A 17,616-nucleotide genomic window follows, 5' to 3' on the forward strand; every position below is an offset into this window, starting at 1 on the left:
CTAGTCAGCCCCTGCGTGGCAGTCTGTACGGGGTCGCACGGAACCCGGCCCGTGCGGGGCGGGACAATCCAGACATGACTTGGACCCGCCTTCTCGTGCGCCTTGTCGCCGTAGTAGCAGCACCTTTTGCGCTGGCGGTTGTATTCATCGCTGTCTTCGGCTGGAATTGGTTGCGCGCGCCCATCGAACATGCTGTGGAGCAAAAGACGGGCCGCGTGTTGGCGATCGAGGGCGATCTCTCTGTGCATCTTGGATGGCCCTGGCCTTATCTGCAGGCGCAGGCCGTCAGCTTTGCAAACCCTGCCTGGGCGCAGGAACCCCATATGGTCTCGGCTGCAACCGTTGAAATCAGTCTGGACTTGCCCCAATTGCTGGCTGGCGCCCTTGTTCTACCCAAGGTGCATCTGGTCCACCCCACCGTATTTCTGGAGCAGGATGGCCAGGGTCGAAAGAACTGGCTGCTGGATACCGACCAGCAGGATGAAGGCGCCAGGGTGCATATAGGTCAGTTGACGCTGGACCAAGGCACGTTGGGCTACGACGACCGCGCAGCCCATACCCATATCGGCGCAGAGATTGCGTCCGTGGACCTGCCGCCCAGCAGCCCGGGAGGACCAGGCACACCCGGTATTGGCTTCAAGGCCAGCGGCCAGTTCCATGGCTTGACTGTGCAAGCCAATGGTACCGGCGGCTCCGTATTGGCTCTGCGTGATGAGAGCCTGCCCTATCCCTTGCAAATAGATCTGACGGCAGGCCGCACCCGCATACAAGCCAGCGGCACCGTGACAGGACTGACACGACTATCCGCCGTCGACATGCGTGTGACCATTAGCGGTGACAGCATGGAGCAGTTGTACCCCCTACTGGGCATACCTGCTCCCGCCACACATGCTTACTCCGCCAAGGGGCAACTGCTGCATGCGGGCACGACCTGGCGCTACCAAGGGCTGACCGGGCGTGTGGGCGCAAGCGATATCGCCGGCGCGGCCCAGGTCACAACGGGCGGCAAGCGCCCTGTGCTGACCGCAGACCTGACGTCCAATCTGTTGGATCTGGACGATCTTGCGCCCATCATCGGTAAGCGCTCAAGCCCGGCGCAGCCAGAGACACCGTCACCGCAGCTCGCCGCGGCCGCGGTCACACCTGCAGCACCAGGCAATGGCGTTCTGCCAGACCTTCCCTTCAAGACCGATCGCTGGACCAGCATGGATGCCGACATGCGCCTGCACGCCAAACGCATACGCCGGGCCAAGGACCTGCCACTGGACGATTTGAGCGTGCACTTGGCACTCAAGGACGCCGTCTTGACACTGCAACCGTTGGACTTCGGCGTGGCGGGTGGCCATCTACGCGCCGAAGTGACGCTGGACGGACGCAGCGACCCGATCCGCGCCAAGGTGCAACTCGCCGTCAACAAACTGCTGTTGTCCCAACTGTTCCCGGCCGCTGCCGTGAACCAGCAGGCCAGCATTGGTGCGATCAATGGTGCATTCACGCTGACGGGGAATGGCAACTCCATCAAACGCATGCTGGCTACGGCCGATGGCAAGGCAGCCCTGCTGGTGAACCATGGTGAGGTCAGCCAGCTGATGATGGAAAAGGCTGGCTTGCACCTGTGGGAAATCCTGCAGCTCAAGCTAACCGGCGACAAACGGATAAGCCTGCGGTGCGCGGTCGCAGACTTCACCGTACACCAGGGTGTGATGACCTCCAAGGCACTGGCCTTTGATACCGCCGTCACCACGCTGATGGGCAACGGCACCATAGACCTGTCGCAAGAGCGACTCGACCTCACTATCAACCAGAAAACCAAAAACACCAGTCTGCTGGCCCTGCCCACGCCGATCTATCTGCGTGGCAGCTTCCGGCAGCCCATCGTAGGCGTCGACAAGGGCCGCCTGGCCGCACGCGCCGCAGGCTCAGTGGTGCTGGGCCTGCTCAATCCCTTGCTCGCCCTGGCGCCCCTGATCGATCCCGGTCCCGGCCAGGACAGCGATTGCGCGCAATTGCTGCACGGCAACCAGGTCTCAGCAGCCCGATAGGCGGCGATAGGTTGTTGTCTGCACGCCACTAGGCTTGGGCAAAGATGGCGCGTTACTTGCGTATGCCATGCGACAATTTCCTGACCCATCATTCAAGAAAAGAGAATTCCCATGCAGAAAAAAGCCTCCGCAGGCCGCAGCCGCTTCTCCCCCACGCCGCTTATGGTCGGCATGGCACTACTTTGGCCCATGGCCTTTGCCGCTGCCCAGACCGCGGCGCCCGCGGACGCCCCCGCCGCACCACAAGCGGGCGTGCTCCAAGCCGTGACCGTGACCGCCGAGCGCCGTGCCGAAAACGTCAAAGACGTGCCCAGCTCCATTTCCACCATCTCGGGCGAAAAATTCGACGTCATCAATACCGGCGGCATGGACATCCGCATGCTGTCGGGCCGCGTGCCCAGCCTGAATATCGAGTCCTCGTTTGGCCGTGCTTTCCCGCGCTTCTATATCCGCGGCTACGGCAACACCGACTTCCGCTCCAATGCCTCCCAGCCCGTGTCGCTGATCTATGACGACATCGTGCAAGAAAACCCCATCCTCAAGGGCTTCCCGGTTTTTGACGTGGACCGCATCGAAGTCTTGGCTGGCCCACAGGGAACCCTGTTTGGCCGCAACACACCGGCTGGCGTGGTGAAGATTGACTCCGTCAAACCCTCCAAGACGACCGACGGCTATTTCAATGCGTCCTACGGCACCTATGGAACGGCCGCGCTGGAAACGGCGTTCAACCTGCCACTGTCTGGCGAATGGAATGCCCGCATTTCTGCGCAATTGCAGCACCGCGACAACTGGGTCAAGAACGACAAGGGCCCGACCAAGGATCTGGAAGGCTATGACGACCGCGCCATCCGCCTGCAAGCGGCCTACGACGGCGGTGGCATGTTCAGCGGTTTGTTCAATGTGCATGGCCGCGACCTGAACGGTAGCGCCCGCCTGTTCCGCGCCAACATCATCAAGAAGGGCAGCAATGACCTGGTTGATGACTTTGACCCGGCACGCATCTACACAGACGGTATCAACAAGCAGACCCTGACCAACAGCGGTGCCAGCGCCAAGTTGAAGTGGTCGCTGCCCGATTTCAACGTCTATTCCATTACCGGCTATGAAACCGTCAGCGCCTATAGCCGCGGCGACATCGACGGTGGCTACGGCGCGGCCTTCCTGCCCACGGGCGGCGGCCCCGGCCTGATCCCCTTCCCATCGGAAAGCGCGGCGGGAGTACGGGACCATGAGCAAGTCACCCAGGAAATTCGCCTGGAGTCCAAGGGCAAGGGCCCACTGACCTGGCAAGGCGGCATCTACCTGTTCAAAGAGAAGCTGGGCTTTGACAGCTACACGTACAACACGCTGGCGAACAATGCGCAGTCCGGCTCGGTGCTCAAATCCGACCAGACCAATGACACCTACGCCGTGTTCGGCGGCCTGACCTATGCCGTCAGCGACACGCTGAAACTGCGTGGCGGTCTGCGTTACACCCAGGACAAGAAGACACTGGCAACCCAACCCCTGCCAGCCGGCGACCCCAACCCCACTGTCACCACCAATGGCCTGGGCTCCAGCACCGACAACAGCCAGGTCAGCTGGGACATGGGCGCCACTTACAAGCTGGACAAGGACAGCAACCTGTTCGCCCGCATTGCCACCGGTTTCCGCGGTGCCAGTATCCAGCCCGCAGGTCCCTTTGGTCCTCTGAACAAGGCCGATCCCGAAACCACGGTGTCGTATGAAGCCGGCTACAAGGCTGACCTATTCGAGAAGCGCGCTCGTACGTCGATCAGCGTGTTCCACTACGACGTCAAGGACCAACAATTGACGGCCGTGGGCGGCAACAGCAATGCCGTGCGTTTGCTCAATGCCAAGAATGCGTCGGGTGACGGTGTCGAGTTCAATCTGGATGCCTATGTGACCCCCAATTTCCTGGTGACCGTGGGTGGCAGCTACAACAACACGTCGATCAACGACGCGTCCTTGGCTGTCGGCGTCTGCGCCCAGTGCACCGTGCTGAATCCCAAGAATGCAGCCGGCCAGGCCCTGATCAACGGTAACGCCCTGCCCAATGCACCCAAGTGGATTGCCAACGTGACAGCACGCTACGGCATTCCAACAGCGAATGGCGGCGAGTACTTCATCTACACCGATTGGGCCTATCGCAGCGAGACCAACATCTTCCTGTACCAATCCGCAGAATTCACCGCACCTCCATTGCTGGAAGGCGGCCTGCGCCTGGGTTACAACTGGGGCAATGGCAAGTACGAAGCCGCCATCTTCGGCCGCAACATCACCAACCAGGTGCGCGTGACCGGAGCCATCGACTTCAACAACCTGACCGGTTTCATCAACGACCCCCGTACCTACGGCATCCAGTTCAAGATGACGCTCTAACCCAGGTTGGGTTAGCGGCCCAAGTTGGGCGCGGCGCTCGCGCCACCGCCCAGCTTGGCCGCCAGTGTGCGGGCATCACCCGCGCTCGACAAGTTGGCAAGCTGCACCACATAGATGCGCTTGCCAGCTTTTTTTTCGGGGTGAAATTGCGCGGCATAGCCTTGGTTGCGCAAGTCTTCATACAAAGACATGGCCTCGGCAAATGTGGTGTGGTGGCCGTCAAAGCGCACCGTCCATCGCCCCTCTCGGCTGGCACCACCCACATCCGGTGCGATATCCGTCTCAGCAGCCCACTGCGCCAACTGGGCATCGGGCACCCGGCCCACGGGCAGAGCGGGCTGGTCCTTGGGCGCCACATAAAACTGCAAAGGCTGGTCCAAGACGATCGGTGCTGATGTCTGGCCTGCGATCGGGTTCCGCGCCACCTCGATTTTTCCTTCCAGCAAACAAACGATTTCTTTGGCGCCACCTTGCTTGCCCCACAGGTCGGTGCCGCGGATGCCGGCCGTCACGGTGGCAAAGCGGATATCCACCTCCCGACGGCTCTGGGCTTTGGTCAGCGCGTTGGTCGTGAACCGAAATGCACCGGTAACCACGCGCAGCGCCGATTTCAGGAACACATTGCCCTGCTCGCCCTCGCGCTTGGCCACCAGGGCGTCAAAGCCGAGCTGTGCGCTTTCGCCCAGACGAACCTTACTGCCTTCCGGTAGGGTGAGCACAACGCGCGCATCGGCTCCCGTCGCGATGCGGTCTCGCTCCTGCAAAACCAGACCGGGGTAGACGGGCTGGCGTTTTCCCGCCCGTTCCAACCAGACGGGCATGACAACCCCCTCCACCACAGCGGCCGGTGGCTCTTGGCGGGTCTCTGTTTGGCTGGTGGCCGCAGACGCGACACCCAGCGACGTCACAACCAACAGCACCACAGCCGACGTTTTGCTTACAGACAGACCTCGCATGCTTTTCTCCAAATGGGGGCTGGGACCGCAATCGCTGGCCCTGCCCCCGATATACGGAACAAATGCCGGACTGGATGCAAACCGGCCCACATATTCTGGCCCGTACCGCCCGGGGTGCCTTGCCGGCCAGAAATCCCTATACTGGCCCGCATGAAATTGGACACCTTAAGCCTTCAAGAGTTGATCGGCGTGGCCGCCCAAGGCAATCACGCCGCCTTCGCCCAACTGTATGCGCGCACCCACACGCATCTGTTTGGCGTTGCCATACGTATATTGGGTCAAGGACAGGCGGCTGAAGATGTTTTGCAAGAGGCGTATGTGAGTATTTGGAAGAGTGCAAGTGGCTACCGCAGCGAGGTGGGCGGGCAGGCCATCCAACCCATGACCTGGTTGATTGCGATCGTGCGCAACAAGGCGCTGGACGCTTTGCGCCAACGCACGCGTCGCAAGGAGAGCGAGTGGTCGCAGGATGATGCACGGTCCGAAGAAATGGCCGAGCAATCCCTACAGGGCAACCATCCCAGCGCCCTGCAGTTGTTCGATGAAGCAACCCAGTCCCTGCACATCCATGCTTGCATGGAGGCACTGGAAGGCAGCTACCGCCAAAGCTTGGCGTTGGCCTACTACCAAGGCCTATCGCACACCGAAGTGGCGGCGCAAATGGGCGCCCCTCTGGGCTCAGTCAAGGCGTGGATACGGCGCGGCCTGGACAAGCTGAAAACCTGCCTGGCCCAACAGGGGGTGGTCGCATGAGGTACACACAGGCGCCTTTGCTAGAGCACCTGGCTTCGTCGTATGTGCTGGGCACACTACATGGCGGTGCGCGTCGGCGGTTTGAGCGCCTGCAGACCGACCGCGTGGACGTGCGCATACTGGTCGCACAATGGGAAACGCGCCTGGGCCAGCTTGCCAACTCAATCCCCCCACAAAAGCCATCCCCCAAACTCTGGCCGGCAATCGAGGCGCGTACGCGGGAACCTGTTCGGCAACTGGCACCGCTCAAACCGCCAGCCTGGTTAGGTTGGTTGGTACCAGCAGGTTTTGGTTTTGGCGGACTGGCCGTGGGGGTCCTGGCCGCCAGTGCAATGTTTTTTCTCGCCCCGTCGCTGTTTGTGTCCAGCGAGCAGATCGCCATGCGTACCGGAGAACGGCTGCCACCCAGCTATGTCGGCCTGTTGACCGATGAATTGGGCAATGGCAAGGTGTTGGTCAGCTCACTGCGCCATGGCAGGACCATGACGGTGAAGATCATTGGTCCGATCAGCAAACCGCCACTGGGACACATGGTGCTGTGGGCTCACCCCAGCGAGGGCGCACCCTTTGCGGTCGGTGCGGTCCCAACCCAGGGGTCCGCCGTGTCCAATTTGCCCGATACCTCAGAAAAGTTGTTCTCCAAAGTCAGCAAGCTGAGCATCACACTGGAGACCGATGCAACACCGACCAGCCCCCACGGACCTGCCGTGTTCAGCGGTAACTGCGCCAAGCTGTGGTGAAGGCTCTCACTGCGCGTACTGCCGCTCCAGGTAGTCGATGATGTCTGCCGACTCATAGAGCTTGGCGCCGGTGTTCGGGTCCTCCAGATACGGCACTTGCACACGGCCCTGCTCGGCCAATACCTTTTCGCGCCGCCCCCCAGCCCGCGGCTTGTACGGCCCGGGCTGAACGCGGCGTACGGCCGGCCCCATGTCCGCAAACCGCTCCTTGCCAAGGTTGTGCACGACATAGGCCAACTCCAACTCCGTCAACCGCTCACGCACGAGGCGTGAATAAGGGCTGGATTCGAAGCTCCACAACTCCAACAGCTTCTTGGGATGGTGGGCCTTGCGTGCGTGGGTGCCGCGCATGCCCCGCACCAGAGAACCCAGACCACCCATCACCGGGCGCAACACGCCCGTGGTGTAGGCGCTAGGTGTCTCCCGCTCTCCGTAGGTCTTGAACAGGTAGTCAACGATGTCGGCTGCTTCGTACAGCATGGCCGAGGTGTTGGGGTCCACCAACAGCGGGAACTGCCGCTTACCTCCCAACCGTATGGCCTGAGGACGAAAGCGTTTACCCCGCTTGGGGCAGGGGTAGATCTGCGCGTCCAGGCCCAACGCCGTCAATGCTTCGCGCACCCGGCGGCAATAGGGGCAGCCCTCCATGTCGTAGAGCTTGAGGTAGCGCTTGGGTTGGTTGGCCGCCTTCACAACACTGGTGCCCCGCCAGCCACTCAGCGTGGAAGTCACCACCGATCTCAGAACGTTGACTTGGTGCAGTGCCTTGCTGGTCATGCGGACATACCCTTGTGTGGTTGAAGCCCGCCCATTGTGCCTGTGCAGTGGCCAGCCCTGCAATGCTTCCACCGCTCAGAATTCCGGCGTCTTGACCGTCCAAATGATGCCGGAGATACTCGACCCATGGCCACTTTGAATGAAGAACAAGCCCGCGCCTACATGCACAAGCTGTTGGCGGCCATGAGCCAAGCTGGCGGCTCGGATCTGTTCATCGCCAACGATTTTCCGCCCAGCATCAAAGCCCACGGGACCATGCAGCCGCTGTCCGGCCAGAAACTCACGGGGGAACTGACCAAAGTCTTTGCCAACTCCCTGATGAACGAGCGCCAGCGCGAGGAGTTCGCCAAGGAGATGGAATGCAACTTTGCCATCTCCATACCCGGCCTCTCGCGCTTTCGCGTCAATGTGTATGTGCAGCAGCAGAACGTGGCCATGGTGGTGCGCACCATCGCCTCGGAGATTCCCAACTTTGACAAGCTGGACCTGCCACCCGTGCTCAAAGATGTCATCATGAACAAGCGCGGTTTGGTGCTGGTGGTAGGCGGCACTGGGTCGGGCAAGTCGACAACTTTAGCGGCGTTGATAGACCACCGCAACAGCACATCGGCAGGTCATATCATCACCGTGGAGGACCCGGTCGAATACGTGCATGTGTCCAAGAAATCGCTGGTCAGCCACCGCGAAGTGGGGGTGGACACCCACTCTTGGCACCATGCTCTGAAGAACACGCTGCGCCAAGCGCCCGATGTAATCCTGATTGGTGAAATCCGCGACCCAGAGACCATGGAGCACGCCATTGCCTTTGCCGAAACCGGTCACCTGTGTCTGGGCACGCTGCACGCCAATAACGCCAACCAGGCGATAGACCGCATCATCAACTTCTTCCCCGAAGACCGGCGCAACCAGTTGCTGATGGATTTGTCCGCCAACCTGCGTTCCATCATTTCGCAACGCCTGGTGCGCACCGAAGACGGCAAAGGCCGAAAAGCGGCCATCGAAATCTTGCTCAACACGCCCACCATTGCCGAGCGCATCTTCAAGGGCGCATTTGGCGAGATCAAGGGCTTGATGGAGAAGTCGCGCGAACTGGGCATGCGCACATTCGACTGGGCCCTGTTCGAGCTCTACAACGATGGCCACATCGGCTATGAAGAAGCCCTGCGCAACGCCGACTCCGCCAATGAACTACGCCTGGCTATGAAGCTCAAAAGCAAACGCGGAGAACCGGCATCTGCCAGCGGGCCTACGCTGTCTTTCGACAAGGAACCAACCCCCGAAGAGCTGGAGGCCATGCGTGAAGCTGAGCGCGCCAAACAAGCGCAGCGCAAGCGTGAATTGGAAGACCAGGAACTGGAGAAGAAGTTGAAAGAAAGAGGCGTCGACAGCCGCTTCAGTTGAAAGCGCCGCGCTGCCTTTGCATTTTTATTGAAAGCCTTGTTTGTATGAGCCTTGAAGAAAAGCAACGCGAAAACCGGCTGCGGCTGGTTGAAGACCATATCGGCCGCGCCTTGGCCGTCAGCGCACAAAACGGCGAACTGCAGTCTGCTGCCAGCTATGGCAAGCCCATGGATTATGGCGATGGCTACCAGGAAACGCCCGAGGAATTGCGCATGGGCTTCAAAATACTGAAGGACGCTGGTGTGGTGCCGCCGGAGGTAGAGCTGATGCAAAACATTGATGCCTTGCGCCGCACGCTGGAAGAAGCACCCCACAGTGACCAAGCCGTCCAACAACGGCAGCGCCTGTCCGAAATGCGCCGGCAACTGGCCATGCGTATGGAGCAGTTACGCAGCACTACGTCTCTGGCCTGAGCACAGGTCGGCGCTACTCCGAGTGCAGCCGGGGTGTGGAGAGGCCTTCAGCCAACTCGCCGGTATCGGGGTCTACCCAATCGGCAACGCCAATCTCGTTTTCCGCCTCCTCCAGGCTTTCGCCCGGTTCAGCAGACTCTTCACTGCTGGATTCCATATGGCCCAGTGCGGCTTCCAGAGAGTCAAACGGGCCAAACTCCTGCATGCCATCGGGGGTTTGCCAGTAGTAGCCATCCGGGCGGTGCATCAGGTCTCCGACCACCACCTCGGTCAACTCTTCGTCATCCTCATCATCGATGAGAGGCGCAGCCGGGGCTGCGCTCTCGGCTTGCTTGTTTGCCATAGCTTTTCTCCGGGCAGGACACTGCCGTTGACAACATCCTACTCCTGCGCAAGACCCTTCTTACAGCAGGCCCACTACCGGGTAGCGTAGCCATTCCGGCTCGTGGAAGCGTTTACCGTTGGCAAAGATGAAATCCAGCACGGCGGTCTGGTTCGATAGCTGCTCAGGGAACTCCTGTTTCCAGGCTTCAAAGCGCGCACGCAGTTCTGGCTCTGCCTCCAGCATCTCCAATGCCGTGTCTTCAAACACATAGTCGGAGTAAGCCTCTTTTTTCTCCAGCACGCTGTTGAAGAACCCCCAGCGGAAGAAACTGTCGTGCGCTTGCGGCTCCAGTGTTTCCACGGCATAGCGGGCATTGGCCTGCGCCAGATCCACGACCACATCGCCCTTACAGGCTCGCAGCGTTTCGGTATGTGTGCTCAGTTCCACGGTGTCGTGGAACATATGGCCCTCGTAGGGCCTAGGGCGTGATACCGCCTTGGCAATGCGGTAGACCCGGGCCTGCACCGTCTGGTCCGCGTCCAGATGCTGCAAGACCACACCATTCCACTGCAGCCGCTCAATGACTTCGCGCCAAGCCTGGGGAATCAGGTAGCGCTTGGGAGTAGGGACCTCAACAGTAGCGCTGCAGCGGTTGTACCAAGGGATGTCTCGCTCCCAAGGCTGATCGCGGTCGTAGGCCAAGCGGCTGTAGTTGCCCAGCACACTGGGGCGGTAGACCGCTGCATAGCCCCTGAAGCGGAACGCCGATGGGCGGCTGGTATCAGGCTCCCACAGCACCGGCCACACCCGTTGCGCACTGGCCACCTGACGCGCCGTGCGGCGCAGGGCTTGGATCTTCGCGGCATGCTGCACGGTGAAGTCCAGCACCACTTCCACCAAGGCCCGCATGGACGCGTAGCGATCGGCAAAAGGCTTGAGCATATGGGTCTCCGGCATGAAACCTATGCAATGGTGCAAGGCGGCATAGCCGGTAGAGAAACGGGGCACTTCCAGAAAGTCTTCAATCCCCTCGTCAGGCGTGGACCGGACCGGGTTCACATAAGGGCTGGTTGGCCAACCACGGTCCCCCATGGCCTTGTAGATATCCGGCAACATGGCATCGCGCAGGAAGGCGCCCAACTCGCCACCCAGCTTGTCTGTCTGGGTGTTGATCAGCGTCATCGTGTAGTGGTAGTCCGCACCGTTGGAGGTGTGGGTGTCGACCATCACGTCCGGGTCCCAGGTCGTGAAGAATTGGTTGAAGGCTTGCGCGGCCAGGCTGTCGCATTTGATGAAGTCGCGGTTCAGATCCAGGTTGCGTCCATTGGCCCGAAAACCAAAACTCTCGGGGCCCAACTGGTTCACGCGTGATGTGGATTGGCGGTTGAGGCAACCGTCCACGTTGTAGACCGGGATGAACAGAAACACCGTCTTGCCCAACGCAGCCAGGCGCTCTGGCTGGGTACAGAAATCGCGCACCAGGGCCATGCAGGCATCTATGCCCTCGGGCTCACCGGGGTGTATGCCGTTGTTGTTGAAAAAGACCGGCCGGCCCTCGGCCTTTATCTGGGCCTGATCCCAGACGCCATCGCTGGTGATGACGCCCGCGTGCAAGGGCAGGCCGTTGTCGGCCACGCCTATGGGAAAGAAACGCAACACGCCGGGAAAGTCGGCGGCCAGTCGTTCATAAAAGGCAATACAGGTGGCCCAATCAGTCGTTTGGTTGTGGTTGCCGCATTCGTAAGGGGTTGGGTAGAGTCCGGGTGCGCTGGGCGCCATGGTGCACGCTTTCTAGGTTGGGTTCTATCGCGAGAGTCTGGGGGTCAGAGACGCAAACCGCCCCTGCTCCTCCTGCAATTGGAACACGGCCACCGACTGCACCAACTCCTGGGCCTGCGATTTGAGACTGCTCGCAGCGGCAGCCATCTGTTCCACCAGCGCAGCATTCTGTTGCGTGGCCTGGTCCATCTGCTGCACGGCCTCACCCACCTGCTGCACCCCCATGGCCTGCTCGCCACTGGCCGCGCTGATTTCGCCCATGATGTCGGTCACGCGCCTGATGCTGGTCACCACCTCGGTCATGGTCACACCTGCCTTGTCCACCAGCACCGTGCCCTGCTCGACCCGCTCCACGCTGGCGTTGATCAGAGACTTGATTTCCTTGGCGGCCTCGGCACTGCGGCCGGCCAGGGAGCGTACCTCGGACGCCACCACCGCGAAGCCGCGCCCCTGCTCACCGGCCCGCGCGGCTTCCACCGCTGCGTTCAAGGCCAGGATATTGGTCTGGAACGCAATGCCATCGATGACGCTGATGATGTCGGCAATCTTCCTAGAGCTTTCGTTGATGCCCTTCATGGTCTCCACGACCTGGCCCACGACCGAGCCACCTTCCACCGCCACCGTGGACGCGCTTTGGGCCAACTGATTGGCCTGGCGCGCTGAGTCGGCGTTTTGCTTGACGGTGGAGCTGAGTTCTTCCATCGAGGCTGCGGTTTCTTCCAGCGCGCTGGCCTGCTGCTCCGTACGGGCACTCAAGTCGTTGTTGCCCTGGGCGATCTCGGAGCTGGCCGTCGCGACGCCATGGGAGCCCTGACGCACATTGCCAACCACGGTGGCCAAGCTGTTCTTCATCTCCTGCAGACTGGACAACAATTGCCCCAATTCGTCCGTGCGGTGCACATCGATCTGCCCCCGCAAGTCACCGGCCGCTACCTGGCGCGCCAAAGCGACTGCGTCGACCAAGGGCTTGGTGATGGTGCCCGCCAGCAACCAGGCAATGGTGGCTCCCAACACCAGGCTGATCACACCCAATGCCACCATCAGATTGCGGCTGGCCTCGTAGTTGTCCTGAATCTTCTTCGCCGTCTCATCGATTTCCTGACGTTGGGCGTTCATTAGCGCGTCCATCTTGGCCAGATAGAGCTTGCCGGCCGGCGTGAATTTTTCGTTCAGCAGTTGCTCGGCCTCTTCAGCCTTGCCATCTTTTTTCAACTGAAAGATGGTGTCACGCGCTAGGATGTACGCCTTGCGCACGTCCGCAATCTCGGCGAACAGGGTTTTCTCCTGGTCAGTGCGCATCAGCAGGCCCACTGCATTCTGGTACTCGGTAGACGTCTTGGAAGACTGGGCTTGGTCCTCGGCAAAAAAGGCTGTCAGCGAGGTGTCCGAACTCTTGGCAATCGCCGAGGTCCTGCGCACCCCCGCATGGATATTGCGCGACCAGTCGCTCATGATGCGCTCGGTTTTGATCGGGTTCGCCACCATCAGGGCCGTCGCTTCGGCAACCGCCTGCAGGCGGGAAATGCTGACCAGAATGGCGATGAAGGACAGGGCCAAGAGCAACGCAAAACCCAGGCCCATGCGCTTGGCGACCGGGAGGCTGACGATGAAGGATGACATAGGTGCTTTCTGAAGACGGACCAAGGGCCAAGCGTTAGCGGACCGCCGTGCGAACCAGCGGCCACACCTGACGCCGGGCATGACAGAATCAGTGTTGGTACAGTGCTGCATCGCCCACACTGCACACCAACTCCCCCATGCCTGGAATTCATTCTTCGTTGATTCGTAAGCCAGCACAACAGGGTTTTCGATAGCCAGCGCAACGCCGACACGAAAGCCACTGTCCATGCATCCACATACCGTACTGGCCAATCTCTGGGCCTTGGGAGGCCTGCCACTCCAAGCCTTGGACTATGTGCATCTACAGGGTGCAGACCCTGTGCTGCCATCCTCCTTTGCGGTAGGCACGGCTGCACAGACCAGCATTGCGGCCGCAGCCCTGGCCGCCTGCGAGCTTGGCCACGCACGCGGACACGCGCGCCAGAACGTAGGCGTTGACATGGCCCACGCGGCATTGGAATGCGAGGGATGGTTCAGCGTCAATGGCCAGGTACTGGATGCCTGGGACGCGTTTTCCGGCCTGTATGCCTGCGCCGATGGTTGGGTGCGGGTGCATGCCAATTTTGCCCACCACCGCGATGGTGCGTTGGCCCTGCTGGGTCTGTCCGCCACGACCGCACAGCGTTCCGATGCCGAGTATGCGCTGCGCAGTTGGAAGGCCTTGGACTTTGAACAGGCCGCGGCCGAGCGTGGCATGGTGGTCTCCGCGCTGCGCAGCTTCGCCGAATGGGATGCGCACCCCCATGCACAGGCCGTAGCCGCACAGCCCTTGCTGAGCATAGAACGCATGGGAGATGCACCACCGCTGGCGCTACCCGAATTACGCCTCAACCAACTCCCATTGACCGGTCTGCGCGTACTGGACCTGACCCGCATCGTTGCGGGTCCCGTCGCCGGGCGCGCATTGGCGGCTTTTGGGGCTGATGTGCTGCTGGTCAATGCCCCCCATTTACCCAATGTGGGGTTGATTGCCGAAAGTAGCCGCGGCAAGCTGTCTTGTCATCTGGATTTGCATGTACCGAGCGACCGGCAGGCCATGGATGCATTGCTGTCCGACGCCGACGTGTTTGTACAAGGCTACCGTCCCGGTGGTTTGCAAGACCTGGGCTATGGCCCGCAGGCACTCGCAGCACATAGGCCCGGCATCATCGTCGTGTCGCTATCTGCTTACGGTGACCAAGGCCCGTGGGCCCAGCGCCGAGGCTTTGACTCTCTGGTGCAGGCCGCCACGGGTTTCAACCTGGCGGAGGCCGAGGCGGCTGGTTCCGCACAACCCAAGGCACTACCCATGCAGATTCTGGACCACGCCAGCGGCTATCTGATGGCCTTTGCGGTGGCTGCCGCCAAGCGGCGCCAGATGCAGGAGGGCGGCAGTTGGCATGTGAAGCTGTCCTTGGTTCAAACCGTGCACTGGTTGCGGGGACTGGGCCGCGTGGCGTCGGGCTTTGCCGTCACACCACCGGACCGACAGGCCTACTTGCAAACCTATGCATCCGGCTTTGGTGAATTGGTTGCAATATGCCCCGCCCCACAATTGGCGCGAACGCCTGCACTGTGGAGCCGCCCATCGGTACCGCCGGGCACCCATGCACCGGCATGGCCGCCCCGTGGCGTGTAAGGGCGCTTAGCCGCAGTGCGGGGCCGACACCACCGCTGGGCGCCCCCCCACCAGATGCCTGCCATAGGCCAGCAGGCCGGCACACAGGTGTGCCAGGGCCTTGCCTACCATGCCCAGCGCCACACCCAGCTCGTTCAAAGGCTCCGTCACCGCGTTGGCTTGGTCGGCAGCCACCGCCTGTACGGCCTGGGTTGCTGGAGTCCATTCAAAAAAAGCTGGCGTTTGGCGCTGTGCCCGCTCCACCGGCTCCAACACCAGGTGCTGACCGGCGGCCACTACCAGTTGCTCACCAGCACCCAGAAAGTAGTCGCCCGATTCATTACCGGCTCCGTGGTGCGGAACATTCCGCGTCACCCAGACCCGGCCCTGTGCCACGCGCAACACGCCAGCTTGGCGAGGCTGCAGACTCAACGCCCGCCCGGGAGCCAGTTTCCAGAAGCCGGGGACGGTGTCCTGGCTCACAGAGGTTTGGAATTCCGCGAAGTTGCTGCTGGTCATGGTGCTCTCCTTAGCTGCGTTTGATGCCTGAATGATCGCGGGAAAACCCTTGATCGTCCAATGAAATCCAGATAAGCTATTCATTCGCTTTTTGCATCAATCACCAACCCCGCCCTACTGCTGCATGCACCACTCCGAGAACCATTTGCGCACCCGCCCCATCGCCGTGGGCCACTTGCGCGCCTTTGAGGCAGTGGCCCGCCACCTGAACTTTCGTGCGGCGGCGGAGGAGTTGTCACTGACGCAAAGCGCTGTCAGCCGCCAGATTCAGGCCATGGAAGAAGAAGTGGGCGTGCCCTTGTTCCTACGCCATACACGCGCCGTAGAGCTGACCGGCGCCGGCGCCCAATTGCTGCGCGCCGTTGTGCCGTCGCTGGACCGGATGGACAGCACGGTGCGCCTGATACGGCGCAGTGCGGGCCGGCGCAGCGTCACCATCAGCACCTGGGCCTCGTTCGCCTCCATGTGGCTGATACCCCGACTGGAAGACTTTCAAAGCGCGCACCCCGACATCGACATCCGCATCGACGCCAGTGACGTACCGGTGGACATGGAAACCGCCGACATCGACGTGGCCCTGCGCTATGTGCGACCGGCCCAGGCGCCAGCCGGGGCGATACGCCTCTTCGGCGAGCAGCTGACACCGGTGGCCAGCCCCTGGTTGCTCAAGAGCGGCCACCCTCTCAAAAAGGGCAGCGATTTGGTGCACTTTGGCCTGATCGAAGCCAGCGACTCCCACCGCACGCAGAACCTGGAGTGGTTGACCTGGCGGCGCTGGCTGGACACACACAACTTCAAGACCCTGGAACCCAAACGCTGGCTGTACTTCAACTATGCCCACCAGATTGCACAGGCGGCGCTGACCGGCCAAGGCCTGGCGCTGGCCCGCATGCCTCTGGTGTCCGATAGCCTGGCCAGCGGTGATCTGGTCGAGATACTGCCCCGCATGCGCCTGGATTCGCCGATGGCCTACTGGCTGATCATTGGCCCCCGCGCGGCGGCGCGGCCGGAGATTGTTGCGTTTTGCGACTGGCTGCTTGCTCAGGCGCAACTCACCCGGGTTGCCATTGGCGATGGCCCGGACCCCGACACGGTGGACGATATCGACTAGAGCTCCCGTCTTTGACCCATCACACAGGCTGTGCATGCCGTTCAAAGTGGGCCAGGTCATAGTGCACGCCATGGAACAGCATGCTGCGCTTGGCCAGTCCGTACTGCGTGAAGCCATTGCTCTCCAACACGCGGACCGAGCCCCGGTTTTCCGGCCGCACGACGGCTTCCACGCGCCACAGCTCCAGCGGGCCAAAGGCTTCCTGTAGCGCTAGGCCCACGGCTTGGGTGGCCAACCCCCGCCCTGTAAACGATTCGCCCAGGCGGTAACCAATGACCGCCTTGTTGAAGTAACGCCGCGCCACACCGGTGAAGTTCACGCGCCCCACAATGCTGTCACCCAGCTTGGCCAGGTACTGGTGGGCCACGTCTTTTTTGCGATCACGCTCTGCGTCCTCAATGGCGCGGCGCACCGCCTCCAGGCTGTAATAGGCAGGGTCGCGCGCCTGGACCGATTGCTCAAAAAACGCACGATTGGCCATTTCAAATTCCAACAGGGCTTCAGCATCGGCCTGTGTGGGGTGGCAAAGGGTGAGCGCTGTCATGGGGAAAAGTATAGTATTTTGATACCCCAGAACCCCATTTGCAGAGACCCCATTAATCCCTGCCGTGGGTTGAGGGGTGAGCTACTAAACTCCCACCCATATCCACAACGCAGGCCCCCGGACCGGCCAGACTCCACCAGTATGCGAAACCCAACCACTACCCTTTTGATAGCTGCTTGTGTAATGTTTGCGGGAGCTAGCGCCAGTTTTGATGCAAGGAGCCAAAGCGAAGCCTCGGCCGTCAGCGCCGTCTCGGCCATGCCGCTGGCCTCGGTCGTCGCGGGCGGCAGCGCCGTCGTGGCCTTGCCGGTGGCGCTGTCCACCGCCGGGGCTGTGCTGGTGATCAAGGGAATCGAAGCCAGCGCCACGGGCACGGTCTACCTGCTGGAACGCGCATCGGACGGCGCACGGGTCAGCATCCAGGTCGTCTCCAAAGGCTCCACCGCAGCGTCCGCGGCTGTGGGCACCGCTGTGACGGTCAGCGTGATCGGAGCCGGCGTCGTGCTCTCCGCGGCCGGCGAGGTTCTGGCCTATATCCCGAACGCTCTGGGCCGCACCTTGTTGCACAACCAACGCGTGACCCCATAAGGCGTAGTGGCACCATTCGCTGCGCAGCACAGAGCAACACAAGCCGTTTGGTATAAACGCGACCACCAC

At 61.4% G+C, this 17,616-nt stretch carries 16 protein-coding genes; 9 read left to right on the forward strand and 7 right to left on the reverse strand.

All coding sequences use genetic code 11. The annotated features are described in order from the left end of the window. Positions 1-74 precede the first annotated feature (74 nt). Both AC07OO_RS05110 and AC07OO_RS05115 read left to right on the forward strand, forming a co-directional pair. Positions 75-2,042, forward strand: coding sequence for an AsmA family protein (locus AC07OO_RS05110; RefSeq protein ID WP_495080968.1), 1,968 nt, complete (start codon positions 75-77; stop codon positions 2,040-2,042). A 111-nt stretch (positions 2,043-2,153) separates the two neighbouring features. Continuing rightward, positions 2,154-4,424 (forward strand): TonB-dependent receptor, encoded by a 2,271-nt coding sequence (locus AC07OO_RS05115; protein WP_495080969.1) that lies wholly within the window; start codon positions 2,154-2,156, stop codon positions 4,422-4,424. Positions 4,425-4,435: 11 nt separating this feature from the next. Here the strand turns inward: AC07OO_RS05115 and AC07OO_RS05120 are convergent, their stop codons facing one another. Continuing rightward, the gene (locus AC07OO_RS05120; RefSeq protein ID WP_495080970.1) at positions 4,436-5,380 is read right to left on the reverse strand and encodes a FecR family protein; all 945 of its coding nucleotides are present in this window, start codon (positions 5,378-5,380) and stop codon (positions 4,436-4,438) included. A gap of 150 nt (positions 5,381-5,530) precedes the next feature. On the opposite strand from AC07OO_RS05120, the gene AC07OO_RS05125 reads away from it, so the two are divergent. Continuing rightward, complete coding sequence (locus AC07OO_RS05125) at positions 5,531-6,133, forward strand: RNA polymerase sigma factor (protein ID WP_495080971.1); 603 nt, start codon at positions 5,531-5,533, stop codon at positions 6,131-6,133. Further along, entirely contained in the window at positions 6,130-6,873 is a 744-nt protein-coding gene (locus AC07OO_RS05130; protein ID WP_495080972.1) for an anti-sigma factor, read from the forward strand. Before AC07OO_RS05125 ends, AC07OO_RS05130 begins: the two co-directional genes overlap by 4 nt. 6 nt (positions 6,874-6,879) lie before the next feature. On the opposite strand, the gene AC07OO_RS05135 is transcribed toward AC07OO_RS05130, so the two are convergent. Beyond that, positions 6,880-7,650 carry a glutathione S-transferase N-terminal domain-containing protein gene (locus AC07OO_RS05135; protein WP_495080973.1) on the reverse strand — a complete coding sequence of 257 codons (771 nt, stop codon included), beginning with the start codon at positions 7,648-7,650 and terminating at the stop codon, positions 6,880-6,882. A gap of 126 nt (positions 7,651-7,776) precedes the next feature. Between AC07OO_RS05135 and AC07OO_RS05140 the strand changes: the two genes are divergently transcribed. Then, a complete protein-coding gene (locus tag AC07OO_RS05140; RefSeq protein ID WP_495080974.1) occupies positions 7,777-9,051 on the forward strand; it encodes a PilT/PilU family type 4a pilus ATPase in 1,275 nt (424 codons plus the stop codon). A 44-nt stretch (positions 9,052-9,095) separates the two neighbouring features. Next, entirely contained in the window at positions 9,096-9,464 is a 369-nt protein-coding gene (locus AC07OO_RS05145) for a DnaJ family domain-containing protein (protein ID WP_495080975.1), read from the forward strand. 13 nt (positions 9,465-9,477) lie between these two features. Here AC07OO_RS05145 and AC07OO_RS05150 read toward each other — a convergent pair whose 3' ends face one another. From AC07OO_RS05150 to AC07OO_RS05160, 3 genes are read right to left on the reverse strand one after another with little or no spacing between them, the layout of a single operon-like run. Continuing rightward, positions 9,478-9,807: a hypothetical protein gene (locus AC07OO_RS05150; RefSeq protein ID WP_495080976.1), complete on the reverse strand. Its 330-nt coding sequence runs from the start codon at positions 9,805-9,807 to the stop codon at positions 9,478-9,480. 60 nt (positions 9,808-9,867) lie between these two features. Then, a complete protein-coding gene (locus AC07OO_RS05155) occupies positions 9,868-11,568 on the reverse strand; it encodes a M14 family zinc carboxypeptidase (RefSeq protein ID WP_495080977.1) in 1,701 nt (566 codons plus the stop codon). Between the two features lie 24 nt (positions 11,569-11,592). After that, a complete protein-coding gene (locus AC07OO_RS05160) occupies positions 11,593-13,188 on the reverse strand; it encodes a methyl-accepting chemotaxis protein (protein WP_495080978.1) in 1,596 nt (531 codons plus the stop codon). A 226-nt stretch (positions 13,189-13,414) separates the two neighbouring features. On the opposite strand from AC07OO_RS05160, the gene AC07OO_RS05165 reads away from it, so the two are divergent. After that, on the forward strand, positions 13,415-14,806 hold the full coding sequence (locus AC07OO_RS05165; RefSeq protein WP_495080979.1) for a CoA transferase: 1,392 nt from the start codon (positions 13,415-13,417) through the stop codon (positions 14,804-14,806). 6 nt (positions 14,807-14,812) lie between these two features. Here AC07OO_RS05165 and AC07OO_RS05170 read toward each other — a convergent pair whose 3' ends face one another. Next, a complete protein-coding gene (locus AC07OO_RS05170) occupies positions 14,813-15,304 on the reverse strand; it encodes a DUF2917 domain-containing protein (protein WP_495080980.1) in 492 nt (163 codons plus the stop codon). A gap of 124 nt (positions 15,305-15,428) precedes the next feature. Here AC07OO_RS05170 and AC07OO_RS05175 point away from each other — a divergent pair, with 124 nt between their 5' ends. Next, positions 15,429-16,415: a LysR substrate-binding domain-containing protein gene (locus AC07OO_RS05175; RefSeq protein WP_495080981.1), complete on the forward strand. Its 987-nt coding sequence runs from the start codon at positions 15,429-15,431 to the stop codon at positions 16,413-16,415. 19 nt (positions 16,416-16,434) lie between these two features. On the opposite strand, the gene AC07OO_RS05180 is transcribed toward AC07OO_RS05175, so the two are convergent. After that, positions 16,435-16,959, reverse strand: a complete 525-nt coding sequence (locus AC07OO_RS05180) for a GNAT family N-acetyltransferase (protein ID WP_495080982.1) — start codon at positions 16,957-16,959, stop codon at positions 16,435-16,437. A 183-nt stretch (positions 16,960-17,142) separates the two neighbouring features. Between AC07OO_RS05180 and AC07OO_RS05185 the strand changes: the two genes are divergently transcribed. Beyond that, on the forward strand, positions 17,143-17,547 hold the full coding sequence (locus AC07OO_RS05185) for a hypothetical protein (protein WP_495080983.1): 405 nt from the start codon (positions 17,143-17,145) through the stop codon (positions 17,545-17,547). Positions 17,548-17,616: the final 69 nt, after the last annotated feature.

The sequence above is a fragment of the Rhodoferax sp. GW821-FHT07G04 genome (genome assembly GCF_059418585.1).